Source organism: Enterobacter sp. UCD-UG_FMILLET (assembly GCF_000762975.1).
Taxonomy (GTDB): domain Bacteria; phylum Pseudomonadota; class Gammaproteobacteria; order Enterobacterales; family Enterobacteriaceae; genus Enterobacter; species Enterobacter dykesii.
Window position 1 is genome coordinate 81224 of the sequence record NZ_JRJC01000026.1, and the last position, 21368, is coordinate 102591.

Below are 21368 nucleotides of genomic sequence, written 5' to 3' on the forward strand. Positions count from 1 at the left end.
CCAAACAAGCGAGGCGCATAATAATGGTTACAAATTTGCCAATGCAACGCTGCGGTTTATATAATATTATATATAAAATCATATAGATGGGTGCGCAGGATGAGTAATTTACAGCTAAAGCCACGCGAATTAAAAATCATATCCGTCATCGCCGCAACTCGCAGCATTGGTGATGCCGCCGCCCTGCTGGGCATGGCGCAGGCCAACGTCAGCAAATATCTGTCTGATTTTGAAACGCGGGTTGGACTCAAGGTTTTTGAGCGCACCACGCGCCAGCTGGCGCTTACTCAGTTCGGTGAAGCGTTACTTCCCTACGTTAACGCCACGCTGGATAAAAACACGCAACTTGTTAATTTCATTGCTGATTACAAGCATGAAAAACGCGGTAAGGTCACGATTTACGCCCCTACGGGTATTGTGACCTATCTGTCGCGGCATGTGATCCACAAAATTGAGGATATCGGTGACATCCGCATATCCCTGAAAACGTACAATCTGGATCGCAATGAATTTGCTGAAGGTGTTTCGTTTCCAGATGACTGCGATATTTTAATTACCTATGCGCAGCCGAAAGACGAAAGTCTGGTTGCCAGCGTGTTAACAAAATATTCCGTTACGGCATTTGCAACCGTTGAGTATTTAAATAAGCATCCCTTAAAGGGACCTGAAGATTTAATTAATCATTCCTGTATTCTCATTGACTCCATGCTGGTCGATGATGCAAATATCTGGCGTTTCCGCGTGCACGGCAGTGATAGCGTGCATGACTACCGGGTGACCGGTAATTATATTTGCGACAATACGCAGACGGCCCTAGAGCTGGCAAGAAATAATCTTGGGGTTGTTTTTGCGCCAAAAGAGAGTCTGAAAAGAGAATTAACGCAAGGGATGCTGGTCCCCTGCTTCCCACATCAGGAAGAGTGGTGGCTCGATCTGACGGCCATCTTCCGCAAACGCGAATACCAACCCTGGCGCGTGCAATACGTTCTGGATGGCGTTCTGAACTGCCTGCGCCAGCAAATAGCTCAGGCCGCCCATGGACGGCCTGAGCTGGGCGATTAGAACAGCCCCAGCGGTTTATCGGAGTAGCTGACCAGCAAACATTTCGTCTGCTGATAATGTTCCAGCATCATCTTGTGGGTTTCACGCCCGATGCCCGATTTGCTTATAACCGCCAAATGCCGCGTGCGCCGGATAGGCGTGGTAGCAGTTGGTCCATACGCGCCCGGCCTGAATGCCTCTGCCCATTTTATAAGCCAGATTACCGTTACGGCTCCAGACGCCGGCTCCCAGGCCATACGGCGTGTCGTTGGCAATCTCCAGCGCCTCCTCCATCGTTTTGAAGGTGGTGACGGCCAGTACCGGTCCGAAAATTTCCTCCTGGAAGACGCGCATGTTGTTCTGACCGAACAGGATCGTCGGCTCAAGGTAATACCCTTCCTGCAGATCCCCGCCGAGCACCTTACGGCGACCGCCGGTCAGAATATCCGCCCCCTCTTTCTTGCCGATATCGATGTAGTTGAGGATAGTTTCCAGCTGTCCATGCGAGACCTGCGCCCCCATCTGCGTGACGTTATCGAGCGGGTTACCGCTGCGGATAGACTCTACGCGGCGAATGGCCCGCTCCATAAAGCGCTCATAGATGGACTCCTGCACCAGCGCGCGGCTCGGGCAGGTGCAGACTTCGCCCTGGTTAAACGCAAACAGCGCAAACCCTTCCAGGGCTTTATCGAAGAAGGCATCCTCTTCCTCCAACACGTCCGCGAAGAAGATGTTCGGGGATTTCCCGCCCAGCTCCAGGGTCACGGGAATGATGTTCTGCGTGGCGTACTGCATAATCTGCTGGCCCACTTCCGTCGACCCGGTAAACGCCACTTTAGCGATCCGTTTCGAGGTAGCCAGATATTCTCCTATCTCACCGCCCGCGCCGTTGACCACGTTAATCACGCCCGGCGGCAGAAGATCGCCAACGATTTCCATCAGCAGCAGCACCGAGAGCGGGGTCAGACGCGCCGGTTTCAGCACAATGCAGTTGCCGGCGGCCAGCGCGGGCGCCATTTTCCAGCTCGCCATCAGCAGCGGGAAGTTCCACGGAATGATTTGCCCGACGACGCCCAGCGGTTCGTGGAAGTGATACGCCACGGTGTCGCTGTCTACCTCGCTTATTCCACCCTCCTGAGCGCGAATGCAGGAGGCAAAATAGCGGAAGTGGTCAATGGCCAGCGGCACGTCTGCCGCCATCGTTTCCCGGATCGGCTTGCCGTTATCCCAGGTTTCCGCCGTCGCCAGCAGCTCCAGATTCTGCTCCATCCGGTCGGCGATTTTGAACAAAATGGCCGCACGATCCTGAACGGAGGTGTGGCCCCATTTATCTTTCGCTTTGTGCGCCGCATCCAGCGCCAGATCGATGTCGCGCTTGCCTGAGCTGGCTATTTCGCACAGCGGCTGGCCGGTAACGGGGGTCAGGTTGGAATAGTATTCGCCGTCGACGGGTGCCACCCAGTCGCCGCCAATAAAGTTGTCATAACGGGGCTTCAGCTTGAGGGGAAAACCATACTCGCCGGGCTGGATACGCGATGAGGGAGGATTGTTTGTCATGACCGTCTCCTTACTGTTGGTGTACATCAAGGGTAGTTCCGGCTGGCGATTTTCTCGCCAACCGGTAACGGCTTTACGACGGGGGTCACGGAGTTTCAGGAAATAATAACGAATCTCGCAATAAATGATCGTTACCGCGACGGCGGGTAAAGCCGATGCGGTTGAAATACTCCAGGATCTGAATCGCCAGCTTGCGGCCCACGTTCAGCCGGTCGCGGAAATCGGCTGCACAGGTAGAGCCCCGCTCCTGATCCAGCTCGCGGATCAGGTTCGCAAAAGCCACAATGCGATCGTTACGGTAATAACGATCTTTCACGATCGCGACTATCAGCCCCTGCTGCGCCGCATGGCGCAATACCTGACGCATTACCTGCTCGTCGGTATTCGTTTCGCGGGCCAGATCGCGAACCCACCACGGCTCATCGCCAAACAGCGAGGCCACTTTTTGCCATACCGCTTCTTGCTCTTCGGTGAACCCGGCCTTGTGATCCGGCAGATGCAGCCAGCCGTGGTGGCTTTTGATCGCCCCGCTTTCGCGCATGTTTTCAATCAGCAGCAGCACCAGCGCATCGTCTTCCATCGGCAGCGCCATGCGCCGCAGACGCTCACGGCCCGGGCCAGGCTCATCCTGATGCTGTTCATGATAGGTTTCGAGCGTGTTCAGTATCTTACGCTGCCAGTGTGCAGCAACCGGGGCGTTTAGCAGACTGTTTCCAGCCTGAATAAAGCCCGGCTGCTGGGCCAGCAGGCGTAACCCTTCCTCGCTCAGCTGGCGTGCCCATGCAAAATCACGCAGGCTCACCGCACCGCGATCGAGATGCACCCGCAGCGCGGCGTTATCATCGCTGGCCTGCGCCAACGCTGCCAGCCACTGCAGATATTCAGGTTTACGCTTGCCGCGTCGCGGTGGATTCAGCGCGACCACCCGTGCCCCGGCCAGCGTTTCCCGCGCGGAAATATCACGCAGAACCAGACGATCGTTGTCTGCAAGCCAGAGCGGAGAATCGAATACCAGTTCGGCAAGGTCGTTTTCCAGCAGCGACACGCGCCCGGTGATATGGCTGGCCGCGTGGTGAATATGCAGCGGCTGCCATTGGGTCAGGGGCACGTTTGTCTGCAGGGAGACAATGACGCGTTCAGACGGCTCAGGTGGGGCATCGGCCAGCAGCCAGTCGCCGCGGTTAAGCTGCTCTTTTTCCGCATCCCCTGCAATGTTCAGCGCGATCCGCTGCCCGGCATGAGCACGCTCCGCGGGCTGGTTTTGCGCATGCAGGCCGCGCACGCGCATCGGTTTGTTAACGCCCGTCAGCCATAAGCTATCGCCTACCTTCACTTCACCGCTCAGCGCCGTACCGGTCACCACCAGCCCCGCGCCTTTGACGGTAAACGCCCGGTCAATTGCCAGACGGAAGCGGTGATGACTGGCGTGGTCACGCGACGAAAGCTGCCGTAAGTGGTGGCGAAGTTCATCGATACCGCGCCCTTCTGTCGCCACGGTGACAAAAAGCGGTGCATCGGCAAAACCATACTCCTGCAAGGTCGCCTGTACCGCTTCGCGCACCTCGCTGACGCGTGCGTCATCCACGCGATCGGCTTTGGTGAGCGCCACGGTCAGCTGCGGGTTGCCGGTCAGCTGCAGGATCGCCAGGTGCTCGCGGGTTTGCGCCATCACGCCGTCATCGCAGGCCACCACCAGCAGGGCATGATCGATGCCGCCCACGCCCGCCAGCATGTTAGACAGAAACTTTTCATGCCCCGGTACATCAATAAAACCCAGTACGCGGCCATCAGGCTGGGGCCAGTAGGCATAGCCCAGATCGATGGTCATGCCGCGCTTTTTCTCTTCCGGCAGGCGGTCGGCGTTTATGCCGGTAATCGCCTGCAGCAACGTGGTTTTTCCGTGGTCGACGTGACCGGCGGTGGCAATAATCATTTCAACAACATCTCCAGAAATCGCTCTTCATCTTCAAGGCAGCGCAGATCCAGCCACATTCGGCCATCGTAAATCCGCCCGATAACCGGCGCGGGAAGGCCACGCCAGCGCGACGACAGGGCTTCAAGGTGGCTGCCGCGGCCGTCACGCGGGGTGAACGTGAGCGCTTCACTCGGCAGCCTGTCCACCGGCAGCGAACCGCTGCCAATCTGCGACTGGCAGGGTTCAATACGAACGTCAAAATCGGGGTAGTGCGGGGCAATGCGCGGCAGCAGTAACTCGGCCTGGGCGCGAATCGAGGCGGCATCGCGGGTTAACAAACGCAGCGTAGGCAGGCGATCGGCCAGTTTTTCCGGGTGGAGATAGAGCCGCAGCGTCGCGTCCAGCGCGGCAAGCGTCATTTTATCAGCTCGCAGGGCGCGCTTGAGCGGATGCTGCTGCAGCTTCGCAATCAGCTCGCGCTTGCCGACGATAATCCCGGCCTGCGGCCCGCCCAGCAGCTTGTCGCCGGAAAAGCTGACCAGGCTGACGCCCGCAGCAATCATCTCTTGCGGCATCGGCTCTTTCGGCAGCCCGTAAAGGCTCAGATCCACCAGCGAGCCGCTGCCGAGATCGGCAATCACCGGTATATTCAGTTCGAGACCAATCGCCACCAGCTCCGCCTCTTCAACCGTTTTGGTGAAGCCTTCAATATGGTAATTGCTGGTATGGACCTTCATCAGCAGGGCGGTATTTTCATTCACCGCCGCGCGATAATCTTTCGCATGGGTGCGGTTAGTGGTGCCCACTTCATATAGCGTGCAGCCCGCCTGGCGCATCACGTCCGGAATACGAAACGCCCCGCCAATCTCCACCAGCTCGCCGCGGGAAACCACCACCTCTTTGCCGCTGGCGGTGGCCGCCAGCATCAGCAGCACCGCGGCGGCGTTGTTATTCACAATGCAGGCATCTTCCGCGCCGGTCAGCTGGCACAGCAGCTCCGCCAGCGCCCGGTCGCGGTGCCCGCGTCCGGCGCCGTCCAGATCGTACTCCAGCGTCACGGGCGCCCGCATGGCCTGCACAACCGCCGCGATAGCCTCATCCGCCTGCTGCGCGCGTCCCAGGTTGGTATGCAGCACGGTACCGGTCAGGTTAATCACCGGGCGTAACGCGCTTTGCGCTTTCTCATCCAGCCGGTTTTCAACTTCCTGCTCCCACGCCGCGCACCAGTCGGGCAAGGCGTTTTCTGCCTGAATAGCGCATCGGGCTTCGTCCTGAAGCAGGCGTAACATCTCCACCGTCGCGGTATGGCCAAAACGCTCAACGGCAGCATGAATGCGGGGCTCGCGAAGGAGACGGTCGGTAGCGGGAATCTGGCTGTACAGCGAATGATGAGTAGTCATGAAAGCGCCTGGCGAGTAAATATCTTCCCCCCTCCCGACGGGAGAGGGAGTTAACATGTGGAGGGATTGTACCGCCTCCGACGCCGAAGTGTTATAACCCGCGTCAAGCCTTTGGCGGTTCGGTACGGGCAAAGCTCTCGCGGCTAAACAGCGTGTCTGCAAGCTTCACCAGCAGCGGACGGTCGACGCACCAGCCGGGGGAGACGCGGCGGAAATTGAGATAACCAATCGCGCAGGCGATGGCGATGGTCCCCAGGTTCAGGCTGTCGGTTTGAATCTTTCCTTCCCGGATAAGCTGTTCGCACCTGTCCAGGCTGCGGCTGATTTTTTCCCGCTGGCGTAACAGTTCCGTTTCCGACTGCTGGGCAGCGGGCCTTGCCTGTTCACGCACGGAGGTTAACGCCGCATCCATAATGCCATCGGCCAGGGCTTCAATTTGCTTCATCGCCAGCGCCGCCTTTGGGTCAGCCGGCAGCATTGCCGGGGCAACGCCCAACAGCTCGATATACTCCGCAATAATCGGGGAATCGAACCAGTATTCGCCCTCGTCCGTCACCAGCGCCGGGACTTTCCCCAGCGGGTTGTACTGCGCGACGCCGTTTTCAGCGTTGTAGGGCTGTTCATTCACGAATTCAAATTCAATCCCTTTCTCCAGCAGGAGAATCGAGATTTTTCGCACGAAGGGACTGGTGTAGCTACCGATGAGTTTCATTGCCTGATCCTTGATGCCGGAAAAAAGTCAGTATGGATCAAGCGATGAAAAAAGGGCAGGTATGCGTGTCGTATTCCTGCCCAGGAAGGATTAGTGATCGAGATAGAGGTAGTGCATCCAGCTGGTCATGCGCAGCAATACTTTACGCATCACCGAGACGTGGGCGAAATGGTCCGAGTAGACCGCCACCTGGGCATAGATACCGTCCGGCAGGGCATCGACTTCAGCGTCAGGGCTCAGCTCTATGATGGCCTGCACGCCATCCGTACCCGGTGTGACCGTCAGAGACTGCAGCGCGCCCTGCGCCTGATAGGTTCCTCCCGGCACCACAGGCAGAATTGCGGTGAGCTTACCGGAGAACACCTGGCCCGGCAGGGCATTAAACACCACTTCCGCTTCATCGCCCGGCTTCAGACGCAGCAGCGAGTTCTGACGGAACTGGGCCACAATCTGACGCTTCTGTTCAGGAATAAAGACCATCACCGGACGCAGCGGCAGCGCGGCGGCGTACGTCCCCGGACGGATCAGCACCTGGGTGATGTAACCATCGCTCGGCGCACGCACCACGGTTTGATCCAGGTTGTATTTCGCTTCGGCAAGCTGAGCGCGTAGTGAAGCAATCTGCGACTGCTCGCCGTTCACCATGCTGTCCAGCTGGCTTTGAATCTGCGTCTGTTCAGCAACGGAGCCTTTCACAAGCGCATCCTGCGCGAGATAGTTCTGCCGCGCGTTGTCGATATCGCTTTCAGAGAACGGATTCACCTTCGCCTGGCTGCCTTTCAGGTAGCGCTGATAATCTTTATACAGGCGATCGCGTTCAGCGGAGACGCGCGTGGTATTGGCAACGGCTTCCGCCAGCTGCGCTTTCAGATTATCGATATTGTGCGTCGCGGTCACCAGGTCAGCCTGGAGTCTGTCGACGCGCGCCTGGTAGCGGCCAGGATCCAGCTTAAATAACACTTCGCCTTTTTTAATAAGCTGGTTATTTTTATCGGTCACTTCACTAACCACCCCGGTAACCTGCGGCGTAATCGGAATAGAAATAACCGCCTTTTGCGCCGTAAAGGTGTACGGATGGTTATAGTTCATTAACAGAATAAGTCCGGCAACAATAAACACCCCGCCTAATGTTGCGGTGGCAAGCGTCCACTGGTTTACCGGAATGCGGAATATTTTAAAGATGGCCCAGGCAAATGCCACGTAGGTCAAAATAATCAACAGATCCATGATTAGCGCTCCAGCGTGTTTTTATCAGCAGCGGGCTGTACCGCGGCCAGCTTTTGTTCTAATTCGGCCACGCGTTTGGCCAGCGCATCCATGCCCGGAACCTCATCAGGCTTGGTGATGTGGTTTTGCATCCCCCAGCCGCGATCTTCACGGTACAGCGTGGCCCATATCCACAGGAACGGCCAGATGGCATGGAGCGTAAACAGGCTAATCCACCCTGCCGTGTGAATCGCATCGGCATGCGGATGGTTTCGCTTTTTGGCCATATTATAAGGAATGTCATGGATGGCGATGATTCCGTAAAAGAGAACCAGAAATACAAAAATCAATACGCCCAGCGCGAAATAGTTGAGAAACATATTCTCCTCACTTAAACAACGTCAACTCATTGAATTAATAAAACAGTACGCAACCTAATTAATTTATTTTAAAATACATAAGGTATACTGGTTATTTCAGAGCCGGGGAGTATCGGTTTTTATAATATCTCCGTGCAAGTTTATAAGCGTGTCAAAATATATCCTGAATAATAATATACTTAACCTTACAATATGAGCGTAATCCACCTTTTAACTTTTCGCCATACCACACATCAAAAGTGGTTTTTTAGCTTATCGTGTCGTGCAATATCATCCTGGCGCTGAATCGCGAAGCAGAGTTTGCCGCCGATCGCAGCCGGAGAAATCTGCATAAAAATATTTTGTGAAATCAGTCACAATCCAGAAATAAACCCACAAAATCAAATCGTGACACCTATCACAGAAAAGGGTGGTTTTTGTCGTTTTTCTCACCATCGTATTTTTTTTAGTCATACATTTTGTGATTCAGATCACCTCATTAATGTCCACACCCCCTACATTTACGTGATACACGTCACATAAATTTTCGCCGTCTGGACAGTTGAACGATTCAGTGCCAGATTTCACAGCATCAGAACAGGGCCCGGCTACCTCTGCCGCCTCATTAACAATAAACCTCGGGCCGCAAGCCTAAGCGTAAACAGAAGAAGGGGTGTTTTATGTCATCCGATTTCAAGATCAAAGTTCAAAGCTTTGGTCGTTTCCTCAGCAACATGGTGATGCCAAATATCGGCGCGTTTATCGCGTGGGGTATCATCACTGCATTGTTCATTCCGACAGGGTGGTTGCCTAACGAAACGCTGGCGAAACTTGTTGGCCCAATGATTACCTATCTCCTGCCGCTGCTCATCGGTTTCACCGGTGGTCGACTGGTGGGCGGTGACCGTGGTGGCGTAGTGGGTGCCATCACGACCATGGGGGTTATCGTCGGTGCGGATATGCCGATGTTCCTCGGTGCAATGATTGCCGGTCCTCTGGGCGGCTGGGCGATTAAGAAATTCGACGTCTGGGTTGATGGTAAGATCAAATCCGGCTTCGAAATGCTGGTGAACAACTTCTCTGCGGGCATCATCGGGATGATCCTCGCGATTCTGGCGTTCCTCGGCATTGGCCCTGCGGTAGAAGTGCTGTCCAAAATTCTGGCGGCAGGCGTTAACTTTATGGTTGCGCACGATATGCTGCCGCTGGCGTCTATCTTCGTAGAACCGGCGAAAATCCTGTTCCTCAACAACGCCATCAACCACGGCATCTTCTCGCCGCTGGGTATTCAGCAGTCTCACGATCTCGGCAAGTCTATCTTCTTCCTGATTGAAGCCAACCCGGGTCCGGGTATGGGCGTACTGCTGGCGTACATGTTCTTTGGTCGCGGCAGCGCTAAGCAGTCTGCTGGTGGTGCGGCAATCATCCACTTCCTGGGCGGTATCCACGAAATTTACTTCCCGTACGTGCTGATGAACCCACGTCTGATCCTGGCCGTTATCCTTGGCGGTATGACCGGCGTGTTCACCCTGAGCGTGCTGGGCGGCGGTCTGGTGTCTCCGGCCTCTCCGGGTTCTATCCTGGCGGTGCTGGCGATGACGCCAAAAGGGGCGTACTTCGCCAACATCGCGGCCATCTGTGCAGCCATGGCCGTCTCCTTCGTGGTCTCTTCTATCCTGCTGAAAACCAGCAAAGTGAAAGAAGATGATGACATCGAAGCGGCGACCCGTCGTATGCACGACATGAAAGCCGAATCCAAAGGCGCAACCCCGCTGGCGGCTGGCGATGTGTCTAACGACCTGAGCCACGTGCGTAAAATCATCGTTGCCTGTGATGCCGGTATGGGTTCCAGCGCAATGGGTGCAGGCGTGCTGCGTAAGAAAGTGCAGGATGCGGGCCTGACCAACATCTCCGTCACCAACAGCGCCATTAACAGCCTGCCGCCGGACGTTGACCTGGTTATCACGCACCGCGACCTGACCGAACGCGCCATGCGCCAGGTGCCGCAGGCGCAGCACATCTCGCTGACCAACTTCCTCGACAGCGGCCTGTACACCAGCCTGACCGAACGTCTGGTTGCGGCGCAGCGTCATGAAGACAATGAAGTGAAAGTGCGCTCAAGCCTGCAGGACAGCTTTGACGAGAGCAATGCCCACCTGTTCAAACTGGGTGCGGAAAACATCTTCCTCGGTCGTACCGCGGCAACTAAAGAAGAAGCGATTCGCTTTGCCGGTGAGCAGCTGGTGAAAGGCGGCTACGTTCAGCCTGAATACGTTGACGCGATGCTGGAACGCGAAAAACTGACGCCAACCTACCTGGGCGAATCCATCGCGGTGCCGCACGGTACGGTTGAAGCGAAAGATCGCGTTCTGAAAACCGGCGTCGTATTCTGTCAGTACCCGCAGGGCGTGCGCTTCGGCGAAGAAGAAGATGAAATCGCCCGTCTGGTGATTGGTATCGCCGCTCGCAACAACGAGCACATTCAGGTGATTACCAGCCTGACCAACGCGCTGGACGATGAGTCTGTCATTGCGCGTCTGGCGAGCACCACCAGCGTGGAAGAAGTCCTGGCACTTCTTAACAAATAAGTTCTCTTCCCTCTCCCCCATGGGGGAGAGGGCTAGGGTGAGGGGAAACGTTCCTCACCCCAGCCCTCTCGGGTAAAAACATTGATGAAGGTTAACACTATGAAAGCATTACATTTTGGCGCAGGTAATATCGGTCGTGGTTTTATCGGTAAACTGCTGGCAGACGCGGGCATTACGCTGACATTCGCCGATGTGAATCAGGTGGTCCTGGATGCCCTGAATGCGCGTCATAGCTATCAGGTCCATGTGGTGGGCGAAAACGAACAGGTTGAGACGGTATCCGGCGTCAATGCGGTCAGCAGCATCGGCGAAGACGTTATCGACCTGATCGCCAGCGTCGATCTGGTCACCACCGCCGTGGGCCCGGTTGTGCTTGAGCGCATCGCCCCTGCGGTCGCGAAAGGCCTGGCAAAACGTAAAGCGCAGGGTATCGACACCCCGCTGAATATCATCGCCTGTGAAAACATGGTGCGCGGCACCACGCAGCTGAAAGGCCACGTTCTTAACGCTGTAGCGGACGAAGACAAAGCCTGGGTTGAAGCGCACGTGGGTTTTGTGGATTCCGCCGTGGACCGCATCGTCCCACCTTCTGAATCCGCCACCAACGATCCGCTGGAAGTGACCGTGGAAACCTTCAGCGAGTGGATCGTTGATAAAACCCAGTTTAAAGGCGCCCTGCCGACCATTCCGGGAATGGAATTAACCGATAACCTGATGGCATTTGTCGAGCGCAAGCTCTTCACGCTGAACACCGGGCATGCTATAACCGCGTACCTCGGAAAATTGGCCGGTCATCAGACCATTCGTGACGCGATCCTCGATGAGAAGATCCGCGCGGTGGTAAAAGGGGCAATGGAAGAGAGCGGCGCGGTGCTGTTCAAACGCTACGGTTTTGATGCTGAGAAACACGCAGCATACATCCAGAAAATCCTCGGTCGCTTTGAAAACCCGTATCTGAAAGATGACGTTGAGCGCGTGGGCCGTCAGCCTCTGCGCAAACTGAGCGCAGGCGACCGTCTGATTAAGCCGCTGCTGGGCACGCTTGAATACGGCCTGCCGCACGCCAACCTGGTGAAAGGGATTGCCGCCGCGATGCACTACCGCAGCGAGCAGGACCCACAGGCGCAGGAACTGGCTCAGCTGATTGATGACAAAGGCGCGCAGGCTGCGCTGGCGCAGATTTCCGGTCTGGACGCCAACAGCGACGTGGTTGTGGAGGCGGTTAACGCATACAACGCAACCAAATGATGCACAGTGCGGCGCAGGTTAACCTGCGCCCAAATAATAGATTGTCAGATATGCAGGCAATAATGGAACAAACCCAGGCCTTTGAAAATCGTGTGCTTGAGCGTCTGAATGCTGGCAAAACCGTACGAAGCTTCCTGATTGCCGCCGTCGAGCTATTAACCGAGGCGGTGAATATCCTGGTGCTTCAGGTGTTTCGCAAAGACGACTACGCGGTAAAGTATGCTGTAGAACCGTTACTGGACGGAGACGGACCGCTGGGCGATCTATCCGTGCGTCTGAAGCTGATTTATGGTCTTGGCGTGCTCAACCGACAAGAGTATGAAGATGCGGAGCTGTTAATGGCGCTGCGCGAAGAGCTCAATCATGACGGTAACGAGTACACCTTTACCGATGATGAGATCCTGGGGCCCTTCGGCGAGCTGCACTGCGTCACCGCGCTGCCCCCTGCGCCCCATTTTGATAACAGCGACCCTGAGCTCTACGCGATGCAAAAGCTGCGTTATCAACAGGTTGTCCGTTCCACGATGGTTCTCTCCCTGACTGAGCTGATTTCCCGAATCAGCTTAAAAAAAGCGTTTCAGAAGTAAGCCTGCTCACATTGGTGTATCCTTCCCTGTAAATTCCCCGTTTTCAGAGTTATTTGTCATGAAAGAAGTCGAAAAGAACGAAATTAAACGCCTGAGCGATCGCCTGGATCTGATCCGCCACCAGATGGCTGGCCTGTCACTGGTCGATTCCGCCGAGAAGTACGCCGAGCTGGAAAAAGAAGCCGCCACGCTGGAAACAGAAATCGAGCGCCTGCGCGAAGTGAAAGGCCAGAAGCTGAGCAAAGAAGCGCAGAAGCTGATGAACATGCCGCACCGCCGCGCGATCACCAAAAAAGAACAGGCCGACATGGGCAAGCTGAAAAAAAGCGTCCGTGGTCTGGTGGTGGTACACCCGATGACTGAGCTTGGCCGCGAAATGGGCCTGAAAGAGATGACGGGTTTTTGTAAGACCGCGTTCTGATTTCATGCCGGGTGGCGCTGCGCTTACCCGGCCTACTCTTTTCCCCTTCGTGTGAATTGGTCCAACCAATAGCGCAACCAATCCTTCCCCGGTTCACAATTCCATTATTTCCGCTCACAAACTCATTGCCCACTCATAACATTTGGTTAACCATTCATTGTCATTAACCCTACAACACAACATTGGCAGGACCACTTTTACACAACCTGTGACGCAGAGTTGAGCGGAGACTCACCCGCAGCGCAGGCTGTCTGGTCCCCAGGAGACCTGCATGAGCCTCTGGCAACAAAACTACGACCCGGCCGGAAATATCTGGCTGTCGAGCCTGATCGCATCGCTTCCGATCCTGTTCTTCTTCTTTGCGCTGATTAAGCTCAAGCTGAAGGGCTACCTCGCCGCGACGTATACCGTTGCCATCGCCCTGATGGTGGCGCTGTTCTTCTACAAAATGCCGGTCGATCGCGCGCTGGCCTCCGTTGTCTACGGTTTCTTCTACGGCCTGTGGCCGATTGCGTGGATCATTATCGCCGCGGTGTTTGTCTATAAAATCTCGGTGAAAACCGGGCAGTTCGACATAATCCGCTCGTCGATTCTTTCCATTACTCCAGACCAGCGCCTGCAGATGCTGATTGTCGGCTTCTCCTTCGGGGCATTTCTGGAAGGCGCGGCAGGCTTTGGCGCACCGGTGGCGATCACCGCCGCGCTGCTGGTGGGTCTGGGCTTTAACCCGCTCTATGCCGCGGGCCTGTGCCTGATTGTGAACACCGCGCCGGTTGCGTTTGGCGCGATGGGTATTCCGATTCTGGTGGCCGGACAGGTCACCGGGCTGGACAGCTTCGAGATCGGCCAGATGGTTGGCCGCCAGCTGCCCTTCCTGACCATTATCGTCCTGTTCTGGATCATGGCGATTATGGACGGCTGGCGCGGCGTGAAGGAGACCTGGCCTGCAGTGATGGTGGCGGGCGGTTCGTTCGCTATCGCTCAATACCTCAGCTCGAACTTCCTCGGCCCGGAGCTGCCGGACATCATCTCCTCGCTGGTGTCGCTGGTCTGTCTGACGCTGTTCCTGAAACGCTGGCAGCCGGTACGTATCTTCCGCTTCGCCGACATGGGCGCCTCGCAGGTCGATCAAACCCTGGCCCGTACGGGCTATACGGCAGGACAGGTGATCCGCGCCTGGTCGCCGTTCCTGTTCCTGACCGCAACGGTCACCCTGTGGAGCATCCCGCCGTTTAAAGCCCTGTTCGCCCCGGGCGGCGCGCTGTACGACATGGTGATTAACATCTCCGTACCGTTCCTCGACAAAATGGTCGCCCGTATGCCGCCGGTGGTGCACGCCGCTACGCCGTATGCCGCGGTCTATAAATTCGACTGGTTCTCCGCCACCGGTACCGCCATCCTGTTTGCCGCTATCCTTTCCGTAGTGTGGCTGCGCATGAAGCCTGCGGCCGCGGTGCAGACCTTTGCGGCGACCATTAAAGAGCTGATGCTGCCGATTTACTCCATCGGCATGGTGCTGGCGTTCGCGTTTATCTCGAACTACTCCGGCCTGTCATCGACGCTGGCGCTGGCGCTGGCCCATACCAGCCACGCCTTCACCTTCTTCTCGCCGTTCCTCGGCTGGCTGGGGGTGTTCCTGACCGGTTCCGATACCTCGTCTAACGCCCTGTTTGCCGCGCTGCAGGCCACGGCAGCCCAGCAGATTGGCGTGTCGGACGTCCTGCTGGTGGCCGCGAATACCACCGGCGGCGTGACCGGGAAAATGATCTCTCCACAATCCATCGCCATTGCCTGTGCGGCGGTGGGACTGGTCGGTAAAGAGTCGGATCTGTTCCGCTTTACCGTGAAACACAGCCTGATATTCACCTGCATGGTCGGGGTGATCACCACCCTGCAGGCCTATGTCTTAACCTGGATGATCCCATGATAGTGATGCCCAGACGCCTGTCCGACGAGATTGCCTCTCGCGTGCGGGCGCTGATTGAAGAACAACAGCTGGAAGCGGGCATGAAGCTGCCCGCCGAACGCCAGCTTGCCGCCCAGCTTGGCGTGTCGCGCAATTCACTGCGCGAGGCGCTGGCGACGCTGGTCAGCGAAGGTGTGCTGGTGAGCCGTCGCGGCGGCGGCACCTTTGTGCGCTGGCAGCATGACGACTGGTCCGAGCAAAACATCGTGCAGCCGCTGAAGACGCTGATGGAGAACGACCCGGACTACAGCTTCGACATCCTTGAAGCGCGTCACGCCATCGAAACCAGTACCGCCTGGCACGCGGCCATGCGGGCAACCGACGCCGACAAAGAGAAACTCATCGCCTGCTTTGAGGCCACGCAAAGCAGCGACCCGGATATCGCCTCCCAGGCGGACGTCCGTTTTCACCTGGCGATTGCCGAGGCGTCGCACAACGTGGTGCTGCTTCAGACCATGCGCGGGTTCTTCGACCTGCTGCAATCCTCCGTGAAGCAGAGCCGCCAGCGCATGTATCTGGTTCCGCCGGTGTTTGCCCAGCTGACCGAACAACACGAGGCGGTGCTCAACGCCATTCTGGCCGGTGATGCCGAGGCCGCGCGCAAAGCGATGATGGCGCATCTCGGTTTCGTGCACACCACCATTAAACGATTCGATGAAGACCAGGCCCGACAGGCGCGTATTACCCGTCTGCCTGGCGACAGTGATATTTCCAGGGAGAACAAAGCATGATCATTTCAGCAGCCAGTGACTATCGCGCCGCGGCGCAGCGCATTTTGCCCCCGTTCCTGTTCCACTATATCGACGGCGGGGCGTATGCCGAATACACCCTGCGCCGCAACGTGGAAGATCTGTCGGAGGTGGCTCTGCGCCAGCGCGTGCTGAAGAATATGTCTGACCTGAGCCTTGAGACAAAGCTGTTCAACGAAACGCTCTCCATGCCCGTGGCGCTCGCGCCTGTAGGCTTATGCGGCATGTATGCCCGCCGCGGTGAAGTGCAGGCGGCAGCGGCAGCGGATGCCAAAGGCATTCCGTTTACCCTTTCCACCGTGTCCGTCTGCCCGATTGAAGAGGTCGCCCCGACCATCAAGCGCCCGATGTGGTTCCAGCTGTACGTCCTGCGCGATCGCGGCTTTATGCGCAACGCGCTGGAGCGCGCCAAAGCGGCGGGCTGCTCCACGCTGGTCTTTACCGTCGATATGCCGACGCCCGGCGCGCGCTATCGTGATGCCCACTCCGGCATGAGCGGCCCGAATGCTGCGCTCCGCCGCTACTGGCAGGCGGTTACGCATCCGCAGTGGGCGTGGGATGTCGGCCTGCACGGTCGTCCGCACGATCTGGGCAATATCTCGGCATACCTCGGTAAACCGACCGGACTGGAGGATTACATTGGCTGGCTGGCGAACAACTTCGATCCGTCGATCTCGTGGAAAGACCTGGAGTGGATCCGCGAGTTCTGGGACGGCCCGATGGTGATCAAAGGGATCCTCGACCCGGAAGATGCCCGCGACGCGGTGCGCTTTGGCGCAGACGGGATTGTGGTCTCTAACCACGGCGGACGCCAGCTTGACGGGGTGCTCTCCTCCGCCCGCGCCCTGCCGGCCATCGCCGATGCGGTGAAAGGCGATATTGCGATCCTGGCCGACAGCGGCATCCGCAACGGGCTGGACGTGGTGCGCATGATTGCGCTGGGCGCTGACAGCGTGCTGCTGGGGCGCGCGTATCTGTATGCGCTGGCGACGGCGGGCCAGGCAGGGGTGGCGAATCTGCTCAACCTGATCGAAAAAGAGATGAAGGTGGCGATGACGCTGACAGGTGCAAGAACGATTAGCGAAATCAGTAAGGATTCTCTGGTGCAGGAGTTAAGCAAATTACCGGCGGCGCTGGCGCCACTTGCTCAGGGAAACGCGGCCTAAATTCTCCTCCGTTAATACACCTTTTTCTCGCGCCCGATTTCCCCCTCGGGCGCTTTTTTACGCCAAAAATAACATCCATATAACATATTGGATAAGAAAATTTGACATCCACCTGCCGTCCGCAATTGTATAGACAAGCAAATACAAGAACACAAAAACAACATCAGATCGGAGTGGAGCGTATGGCATATTCAGGTAAGGTGGATATTCAGCAGGTGATCGATGAGAGTCCCTTTTCAGGGTTTCACTGGCTGCTCATTGTGCTGGGCTTTCTGGTTCTGGCGATCGATGGTTTTGATACGGCGGCGATGGGTTACATCGCGCCTACGCTGTCGGCAGAATGGGGGATACACAAACAGGATCTGGGTCCGGTGCTGAGCGCGGCGCTGCTGGGGCTATCGCTGGGTGCGCTGATTGCCGGTCCGGTATCGGACCGGATGGGGCGCAAGCGCGTGCTGGTTTTTTCGTGCCTGTTCTTCGGCCTTGCGAGCCTGGGGACGGCCTGGGCGCAAAGTCTGAATACGCTCACGCTGTGGCGCTTTCTGACGGGCCTGGGCCTCGGTGCCGCAATGCCTAACGCCATTACGCTGATCTCCGAGTTTGCCCCCCAGCGCTGTCGCGCCATGGCGATTAATACCATGTACTGCGGCTTCCCTCTGGGCGCGGCGGGCGGCGGCGCGATCTCTTCCTGGCTTATCCCCCACCACGGCTGGCGAAGCGTGCTGCTGACCGGGGCGATTGCGCCGCTGGTTTTAACACTGCTGCTGGCGCTGTTTTTACCGGAGTCCGTGAAGTTTCTGGTGCAGCGCGGGAAAGACGTCATGCAGGTCAGCCGTATCGCCAGCCGGTTCGCCCGCAGCACGCTGGATAGCGTCACGGGCTTCTTCCTGGCGGAGGAGAAGCTCGCCTCTAAAAAAGGGAGCGTGTCGCAGCTCTTTTCCATGCCCTGGCTGCCCGGCACCCTGATGCTGTGGGTGACCTATTTTATGGGGCTGGTGATTTACTACGTCCTGCTTAGCTGGATGCCAACGCTGATGCAGGAGATGGGCTATGCGCTGGCGGAATCCGCCTGGCTCACCTCGCTGTTCACCTTCGGCGGCACCGCAGGCATTCTGCTCGCGGGCTGGATGATGGACCGCTGGGAAGCGCATAAAGTGGTCGCGTGTGGTTTCGTGCTGACAATGGGCCTCATTCTTTTGCTTGGCATTGAGCATAACCATATCGCCCTGTTTGGCGGGCTGATTTTCCTGATGGGGATCGCGATGAACGGCGCGCAATCGGGCATGCAAACCCTGGCCGCCACCTTTTACCCTACCGAGTGCCGCGCGACGGGCATCGCCTGGATGCAGGGGATCGGCCGCTTTGGCGGCGTGGCGGGAACCATGACCAGCGCCCAGCTTCTCGCTATGCAGTGGCAGGCAGACAGTATTTTAATGATCCTCAGCGTGCCCGCTCTGGTGGCCGCTGCGGCAACCGTCTACAAAATGCTGTACAGCCGCTCGCAGGAACCCGGCGTCGCGTAGTTCCTCTCTTTTCTGCTATTCTGCCCCCGCAATTAAGGGGGCAGCATGCTTAACATCGTTTTATTCGAACCAGAAATTCCGCCGAATACCGGCAATATTATCCGCCTGTGTGCCAACACCGGTTTTCGTCTGCATATCATTGAGCCGATGGGCTTTACGTGGGACGACAAACGCCTGCGTCGCGCAGGGCTGGATTATCATGAATTTACCGCCGTCGTTCGCCATCACGATTACGCTGCGTTTCTGGAAGCAGAGAAGCCGCAGCGCATGTTCGCCCTGACCACCAAAGGCACGCCAGCGCACAGCGCCGTGAGCTATCAGGCAGGTGACTATCTGATGTTTGGCCCGGAAACCCGCGGCCTGCCGGCCACGATCCTGGATGCCCTGCCCGCTGAGCAGAAAATCCGTATTCCGATGATGCCGGACAGCCGCAGCATGAACCTATCGAACGCGGTGTCGGTGGTGGTGTATGAAGCCTGGCGCCAGCTGGGATATCCGGGCGCCATTCTCAGAAGTTAAATGCCGTCGCCATACTCGAAGGTATGGTGAATGCCGTTGAAGTGCTGATCCATGTCCATGGACGGCTTGTCGCTGTCTGGTTTACCGACGATGCGCGCCGGTACGCCAGCGGCGGTGGTATGCGGCGGTACGGGCTGGAGCACCACGGAGCCTGCGCCAATCTTCGCGCCGCGCCCGACTTCGATATTGCCAAGGATTTTGGCACCCGCGCCAATCATCACCCCTTCACGGATTTTCGGATGGCGATCGCCGCTGGTTTTACCGGTACCGCCCAGGGTAACCGACTGCAGGATCGAGACGTCATCTTCAATGACCGCCGTTTCCCCGACGACAATCCCGGTGGCGTGGTCGAGCATGATCCCGCGGCCAATTTTCGCAGCCGGGTGAATATCGACCTGGAACGTCACGGAAACCTGGTTTTGCAGGAAGATCGCCAGCGCGCGGCGGCCTTCATTCCACAGCCAGTGGCCGATGCGGTAAGCCTGCAGGGCGTGGAAGCCTTTCAGGTACAGCAGCGGCGTAGAATATTTATCGACCGCCGGGTCACGCGTGCGCACGGCCTGAATATCGCAGGCGGCAGAGGCGATCATTTCCGGGTCTGCGGCGTAAGCCTCTTCCACCACTTCACGAATAGCGATAGCGGGCATGATCGAGGAAGCCAGCTTGTTGGCGAGCATATAGCTCAGCGCGCTGCCGAGATTTTCGTGCTTAAGTAGCGTTGCGTGGTAGAAACTGGCCAGCATAGGCTCACAGTCGGCCAGCGCCCGGGCTTCGGCTTTAATATTGTTCCAGACGATATCCAGTTCTTCACACGGCATTGCTTACTCCAGACGATAGTTAATGACCAGCCAGTTCTGCGCTGGCTGGGTCATTCAGGTGACAACGGTTCCGACTAGTTACTGCTGCGCTCGTCCTTGCGCGCACGACCTAATAAGGTCAATGCTGCCTCGCGCGCATTTTTTCCGCAATACAATACCTGATAAATTTCCTCGGTTATTGGCATTTCGACACCGAAACGGTGCGCCAACTCGCGGACTTCCTTGGTATTGCGGTAGCCTTCAACCACCTGACCAATCTTCTCCTGCGCGCCTTTCACATCGCTGCCCTGTCCGAGCATCATGCCAAAGCGGCGGTTACGAGACTGGTTGTCGGTACAGGTCAGCACCAGATCGCCCAGGCCAGCCATCCCCATAAAGGTGGCCGGATCGGCACCCAGCGCTTCGCCCAGGCGGGACATCTCGGTCAGCCCTCGGGTGATCAGCGCCGTACGCGCATTCGCACCAAAACCAATGCCGTCTGACATCCCTGCCCCAATCGCAATCACGTTCTTCACCGCACCGCCCAGCTGCACGCCGATAAAATCGGGGTTGCTGTAGACGCGGAAGCTCTTACCGCAGTGCAGCAGCTGTTGAAGATCGTCGGAGAAGGCCCGATCGGTGGAGGCCAGCGAAATCGCCGTCGGCAGGCCAGCGGCCAGCTCTTTGGCAAAGGTCGGGCCGGAGATGACCGCCAGCGGGATCGCATCACCCAGCGCTTCGCGGGCGACGTCCTGCAGCAGTCGTCCGGTTTCGGCTTCCAGTCCTTTTGTCGCCCAGACAATGCGCGCATCCGGGCGCATCAGCGGCTTAATCTGACGCAGCACGTCGCCAAATACATGGCTCGGGACCACAATCAGAATGTTGCGGCTGGCCGCCAGCGCGGTAGCAAGGTCGCTTTCAAGGTGCAGGGAGTCGGGGAACGGAACGTCCGGAAGAAACGCCACGTTACAACGGTCGCGTTGCAGCGTTGCGATATGTTTTGGATCGTGGCCCCAGAGGACCACATCGTGACCATTTCTTGCCAGCGTGATGGCAAGAGCGGTGCCGTATGAGCCGGCACCGATCACAGTCATTGACGCATTAACAGTGCTCATCAGGCATCCTGATGTTGTTCAGCACCTTCGCCAGCTTGCTGCTGCAGATAGTTCATGAACAGCGCATCAAAGTTAACTGGCGCAAGGTTCAGTTGCGGGAATGTACCGCGAGAAACCAGGCTGGTGATGCATTCACGCGCATACGGGAACAGAATGTTCGGGCAGTACGCACCCAGGCAATGCGCCATCTGGTTGCCTTCGATACCGCCGATAGAGAAGATACCGCCCTGCTGAACTTCACACAGGAATGCAGTTTCTTCGCCCAGGGACGCGGTAACGGTCACACGCAGCACGACTTCATACACGTCATCTGCCAGCTGGGTAGATGCGGTATCCAGATCAAGTTTAACCTCTGGCTGCCAGTCTTTCTGGAAAACATGTGGCGCATTTGGCGCTTCGAAAGAGACGTCCTTGGTGTAGATACGCTGGATCTGGAAAGTCATTTCGGTGTTGTTTTGTTCTGACATGGAAATACCCTTTTTAATTGTCCTAAAGTCTC

The 21368-nt window shown here is 57.2% G+C and carries 18 protein-coding genes and 1 pseudogene; 10 read left to right on the forward strand and 9 right to left on the reverse strand.

The window, feature by feature from the left end:
- Positions 1–99 precede the first annotated feature (99 nt).
- Positions 100–1062, forward strand: a complete 963-nt coding sequence (locus tag LA04_RS12240) for a LysR family transcriptional regulator (RefSeq protein ID WP_047651763.1) — start codon at positions 100–102, stop codon at positions 1060–1062.
- Here LA04_RS12240 and aldB read toward each other — a convergent pair.
- From aldB to LA04_RS12270, 6 genes and pseudogenes are all read right to left on the reverse strand, one after another.
- Positions 1059–2598, reverse strand: a pseudogene (aldB, locus tag LA04_RS12245) (aldehyde dehydrogenase AldB). The gene LA04_RS12240 and the pseudogene aldB overlap by 4 nt on opposite strands.
- 85 nt (positions 2599–2683) lie before the next feature.
- A complete protein-coding gene (gene selB, locus LA04_RS12250; protein WP_047651764.1) occupies positions 2684–4531 on the reverse strand; it encodes a selenocysteine-specific translation elongation factor in 1848 nt (615 codons plus the stop codon).
- Positions 4528–5913, reverse strand: coding sequence for an L-seryl-tRNA(Sec) selenium transferase (selA, locus tag LA04_RS12255; RefSeq protein WP_047651766.1), 1386 nt, complete (start codon positions 5911–5913; stop codon positions 4528–4530). The genes selB and selA overlap by 4 nt, the downstream gene beginning before the upstream one ends.
- A 103-nt stretch (positions 5914–6016) precedes the next feature.
- A complete protein-coding gene (locus LA04_RS12260; RefSeq protein ID WP_047651767.1) occupies positions 6017–6625 on the reverse strand; it encodes a glutathione S-transferase in 609 nt (202 codons plus the stop codon).
- Between the two features lie 90 nt (positions 6626–6715).
- A complete protein-coding gene (locus LA04_RS12265; RefSeq protein ID WP_047651768.1) occupies positions 6716–7852 on the reverse strand; it encodes an HlyD family secretion protein in 1137 nt (378 codons plus the stop codon).
- A gap of 2 nt (positions 7853–7854) precedes the next feature.
- The gene (locus LA04_RS12270) at positions 7855–8211 is read right to left on the reverse strand and encodes a DUF3302 domain-containing protein (protein WP_023334046.1); all 357 of its coding nucleotides are present in this window, start codon (positions 8209–8211) and stop codon (positions 7855–7857) included.
- Positions 8212–8870: 659 nt separating this feature from the next.
- Here LA04_RS12270 and LA04_RS12275 point away from each other — a divergent pair.
- From LA04_RS12275 to trmL, 9 genes are all read left to right on the forward strand, one after another.
- Complete coding sequence (locus LA04_RS12275) at positions 8871–10778, forward strand: PTS mannitol transporter subunit IICBA (RefSeq protein WP_047651769.1); 1908 nt, start codon at positions 8871–8873, stop codon at positions 10776–10778.
- A gap of 99 nt (positions 10779–10877) precedes the next feature.
- A complete protein-coding gene (gene mtlD / locus LA04_RS12280) occupies positions 10878–12026 on the forward strand; it encodes a mannitol-1-phosphate 5-dehydrogenase (protein WP_047651770.1) in 1149 nt (382 codons plus the stop codon).
- Positions 12023–12613, forward strand: coding sequence for a mannitol operon repressor MtlR (gene mtlR / locus LA04_RS12285; RefSeq protein ID WP_023309920.1), 591 nt, complete (start codon positions 12023–12025; stop codon positions 12611–12613). The genes mtlD and mtlR overlap by 4 nt, the downstream gene beginning before the upstream one ends.
- A gap of 58 nt (positions 12614–12671) precedes the next feature.
- Positions 12672–13034 carry a YibL family ribosome-associated protein gene (locus LA04_RS12290; RefSeq protein WP_010436679.1) on the forward strand — a complete coding sequence of 121 codons (363 nt, stop codon included), beginning with the start codon at positions 12672–12674 and terminating at the stop codon, positions 13032–13034.
- Positions 13035–13305: 271 nt separating this feature from the next.
- Positions 13306–14961 carry an L-lactate permease gene (lldP, locus tag LA04_RS12295; RefSeq protein ID WP_032650757.1) on the forward strand — a complete coding sequence of 552 codons (1656 nt, stop codon included), beginning with the start codon at positions 13306–13308 and terminating at the stop codon, positions 14959–14961.
- Positions 14958–15731 (forward strand): transcriptional regulator LldR, encoded by a 774-nt coding sequence (lldR, locus tag LA04_RS12300; protein ID WP_023294814.1) that lies wholly within the window; start codon positions 14958–14960, stop codon positions 15729–15731. Before lldP ends, lldR begins: the two co-directional genes overlap by 4 nt.
- The gene (gene lldD, locus LA04_RS12305; protein ID WP_047651772.1) at positions 15728–16915 is read left to right on the forward strand and encodes an FMN-dependent L-lactate dehydrogenase LldD; all 1188 of its coding nucleotides are present in this window, start codon (positions 15728–15730) and stop codon (positions 16913–16915) included. The genes lldR and lldD overlap by 4 nt, the downstream gene beginning before the upstream one ends.
- Before the next feature lie 182 nt (positions 16916–17097).
- On the forward strand, positions 17098–18438 hold the full coding sequence (locus LA04_RS12310; RefSeq protein WP_047651773.1) for an MFS transporter: 1341 nt from the start codon (positions 17098–17100) through the stop codon (positions 18436–18438).
- A 45-nt stretch (positions 18439–18483) separates the two neighbouring features.
- Positions 18484–18957, forward strand: a complete 474-nt coding sequence (gene trmL / locus LA04_RS12315; RefSeq protein ID WP_033147028.1) for a tRNA (uridine(34)/cytosine(34)/5-carboxymethylaminomethyluridine(34)-2'-O)-methyltransferase TrmL — start codon at positions 18484–18486, stop codon at positions 18955–18957.
- Here the strand turns inward: trmL and cysE are convergent.
- The 3 genes from cysE to secB form a co-directional block, all read right to left on the reverse strand.
- The gene (cysE, locus tag LA04_RS12320) at positions 18954–19775 is read right to left on the reverse strand and encodes a serine O-acetyltransferase (RefSeq protein ID WP_008502718.1); all 822 of its coding nucleotides are present in this window, start codon (positions 19773–19775) and stop codon (positions 18954–18956) included. The genes trmL and cysE overlap by 4 nt on opposite strands.
- Positions 19776–19849: 74 nt before the next feature.
- Positions 19850–20869, reverse strand: a complete 1020-nt coding sequence (gpsA, locus tag LA04_RS12325) for an NAD(P)H-dependent glycerol-3-phosphate dehydrogenase (RefSeq protein ID WP_047651774.1) — start codon at positions 20867–20869, stop codon at positions 19850–19852.
- Positions 20869–21336, reverse strand: a complete 468-nt coding sequence (gene secB / locus LA04_RS12330; protein ID WP_003860835.1) for a protein-export chaperone SecB — start codon at positions 21334–21336, stop codon at positions 20869–20871. Before secB ends, gpsA begins: the two co-directional genes overlap by 1 nt.
- Between the last annotated feature and the right edge of the window lie 32 nt (positions 21337–21368).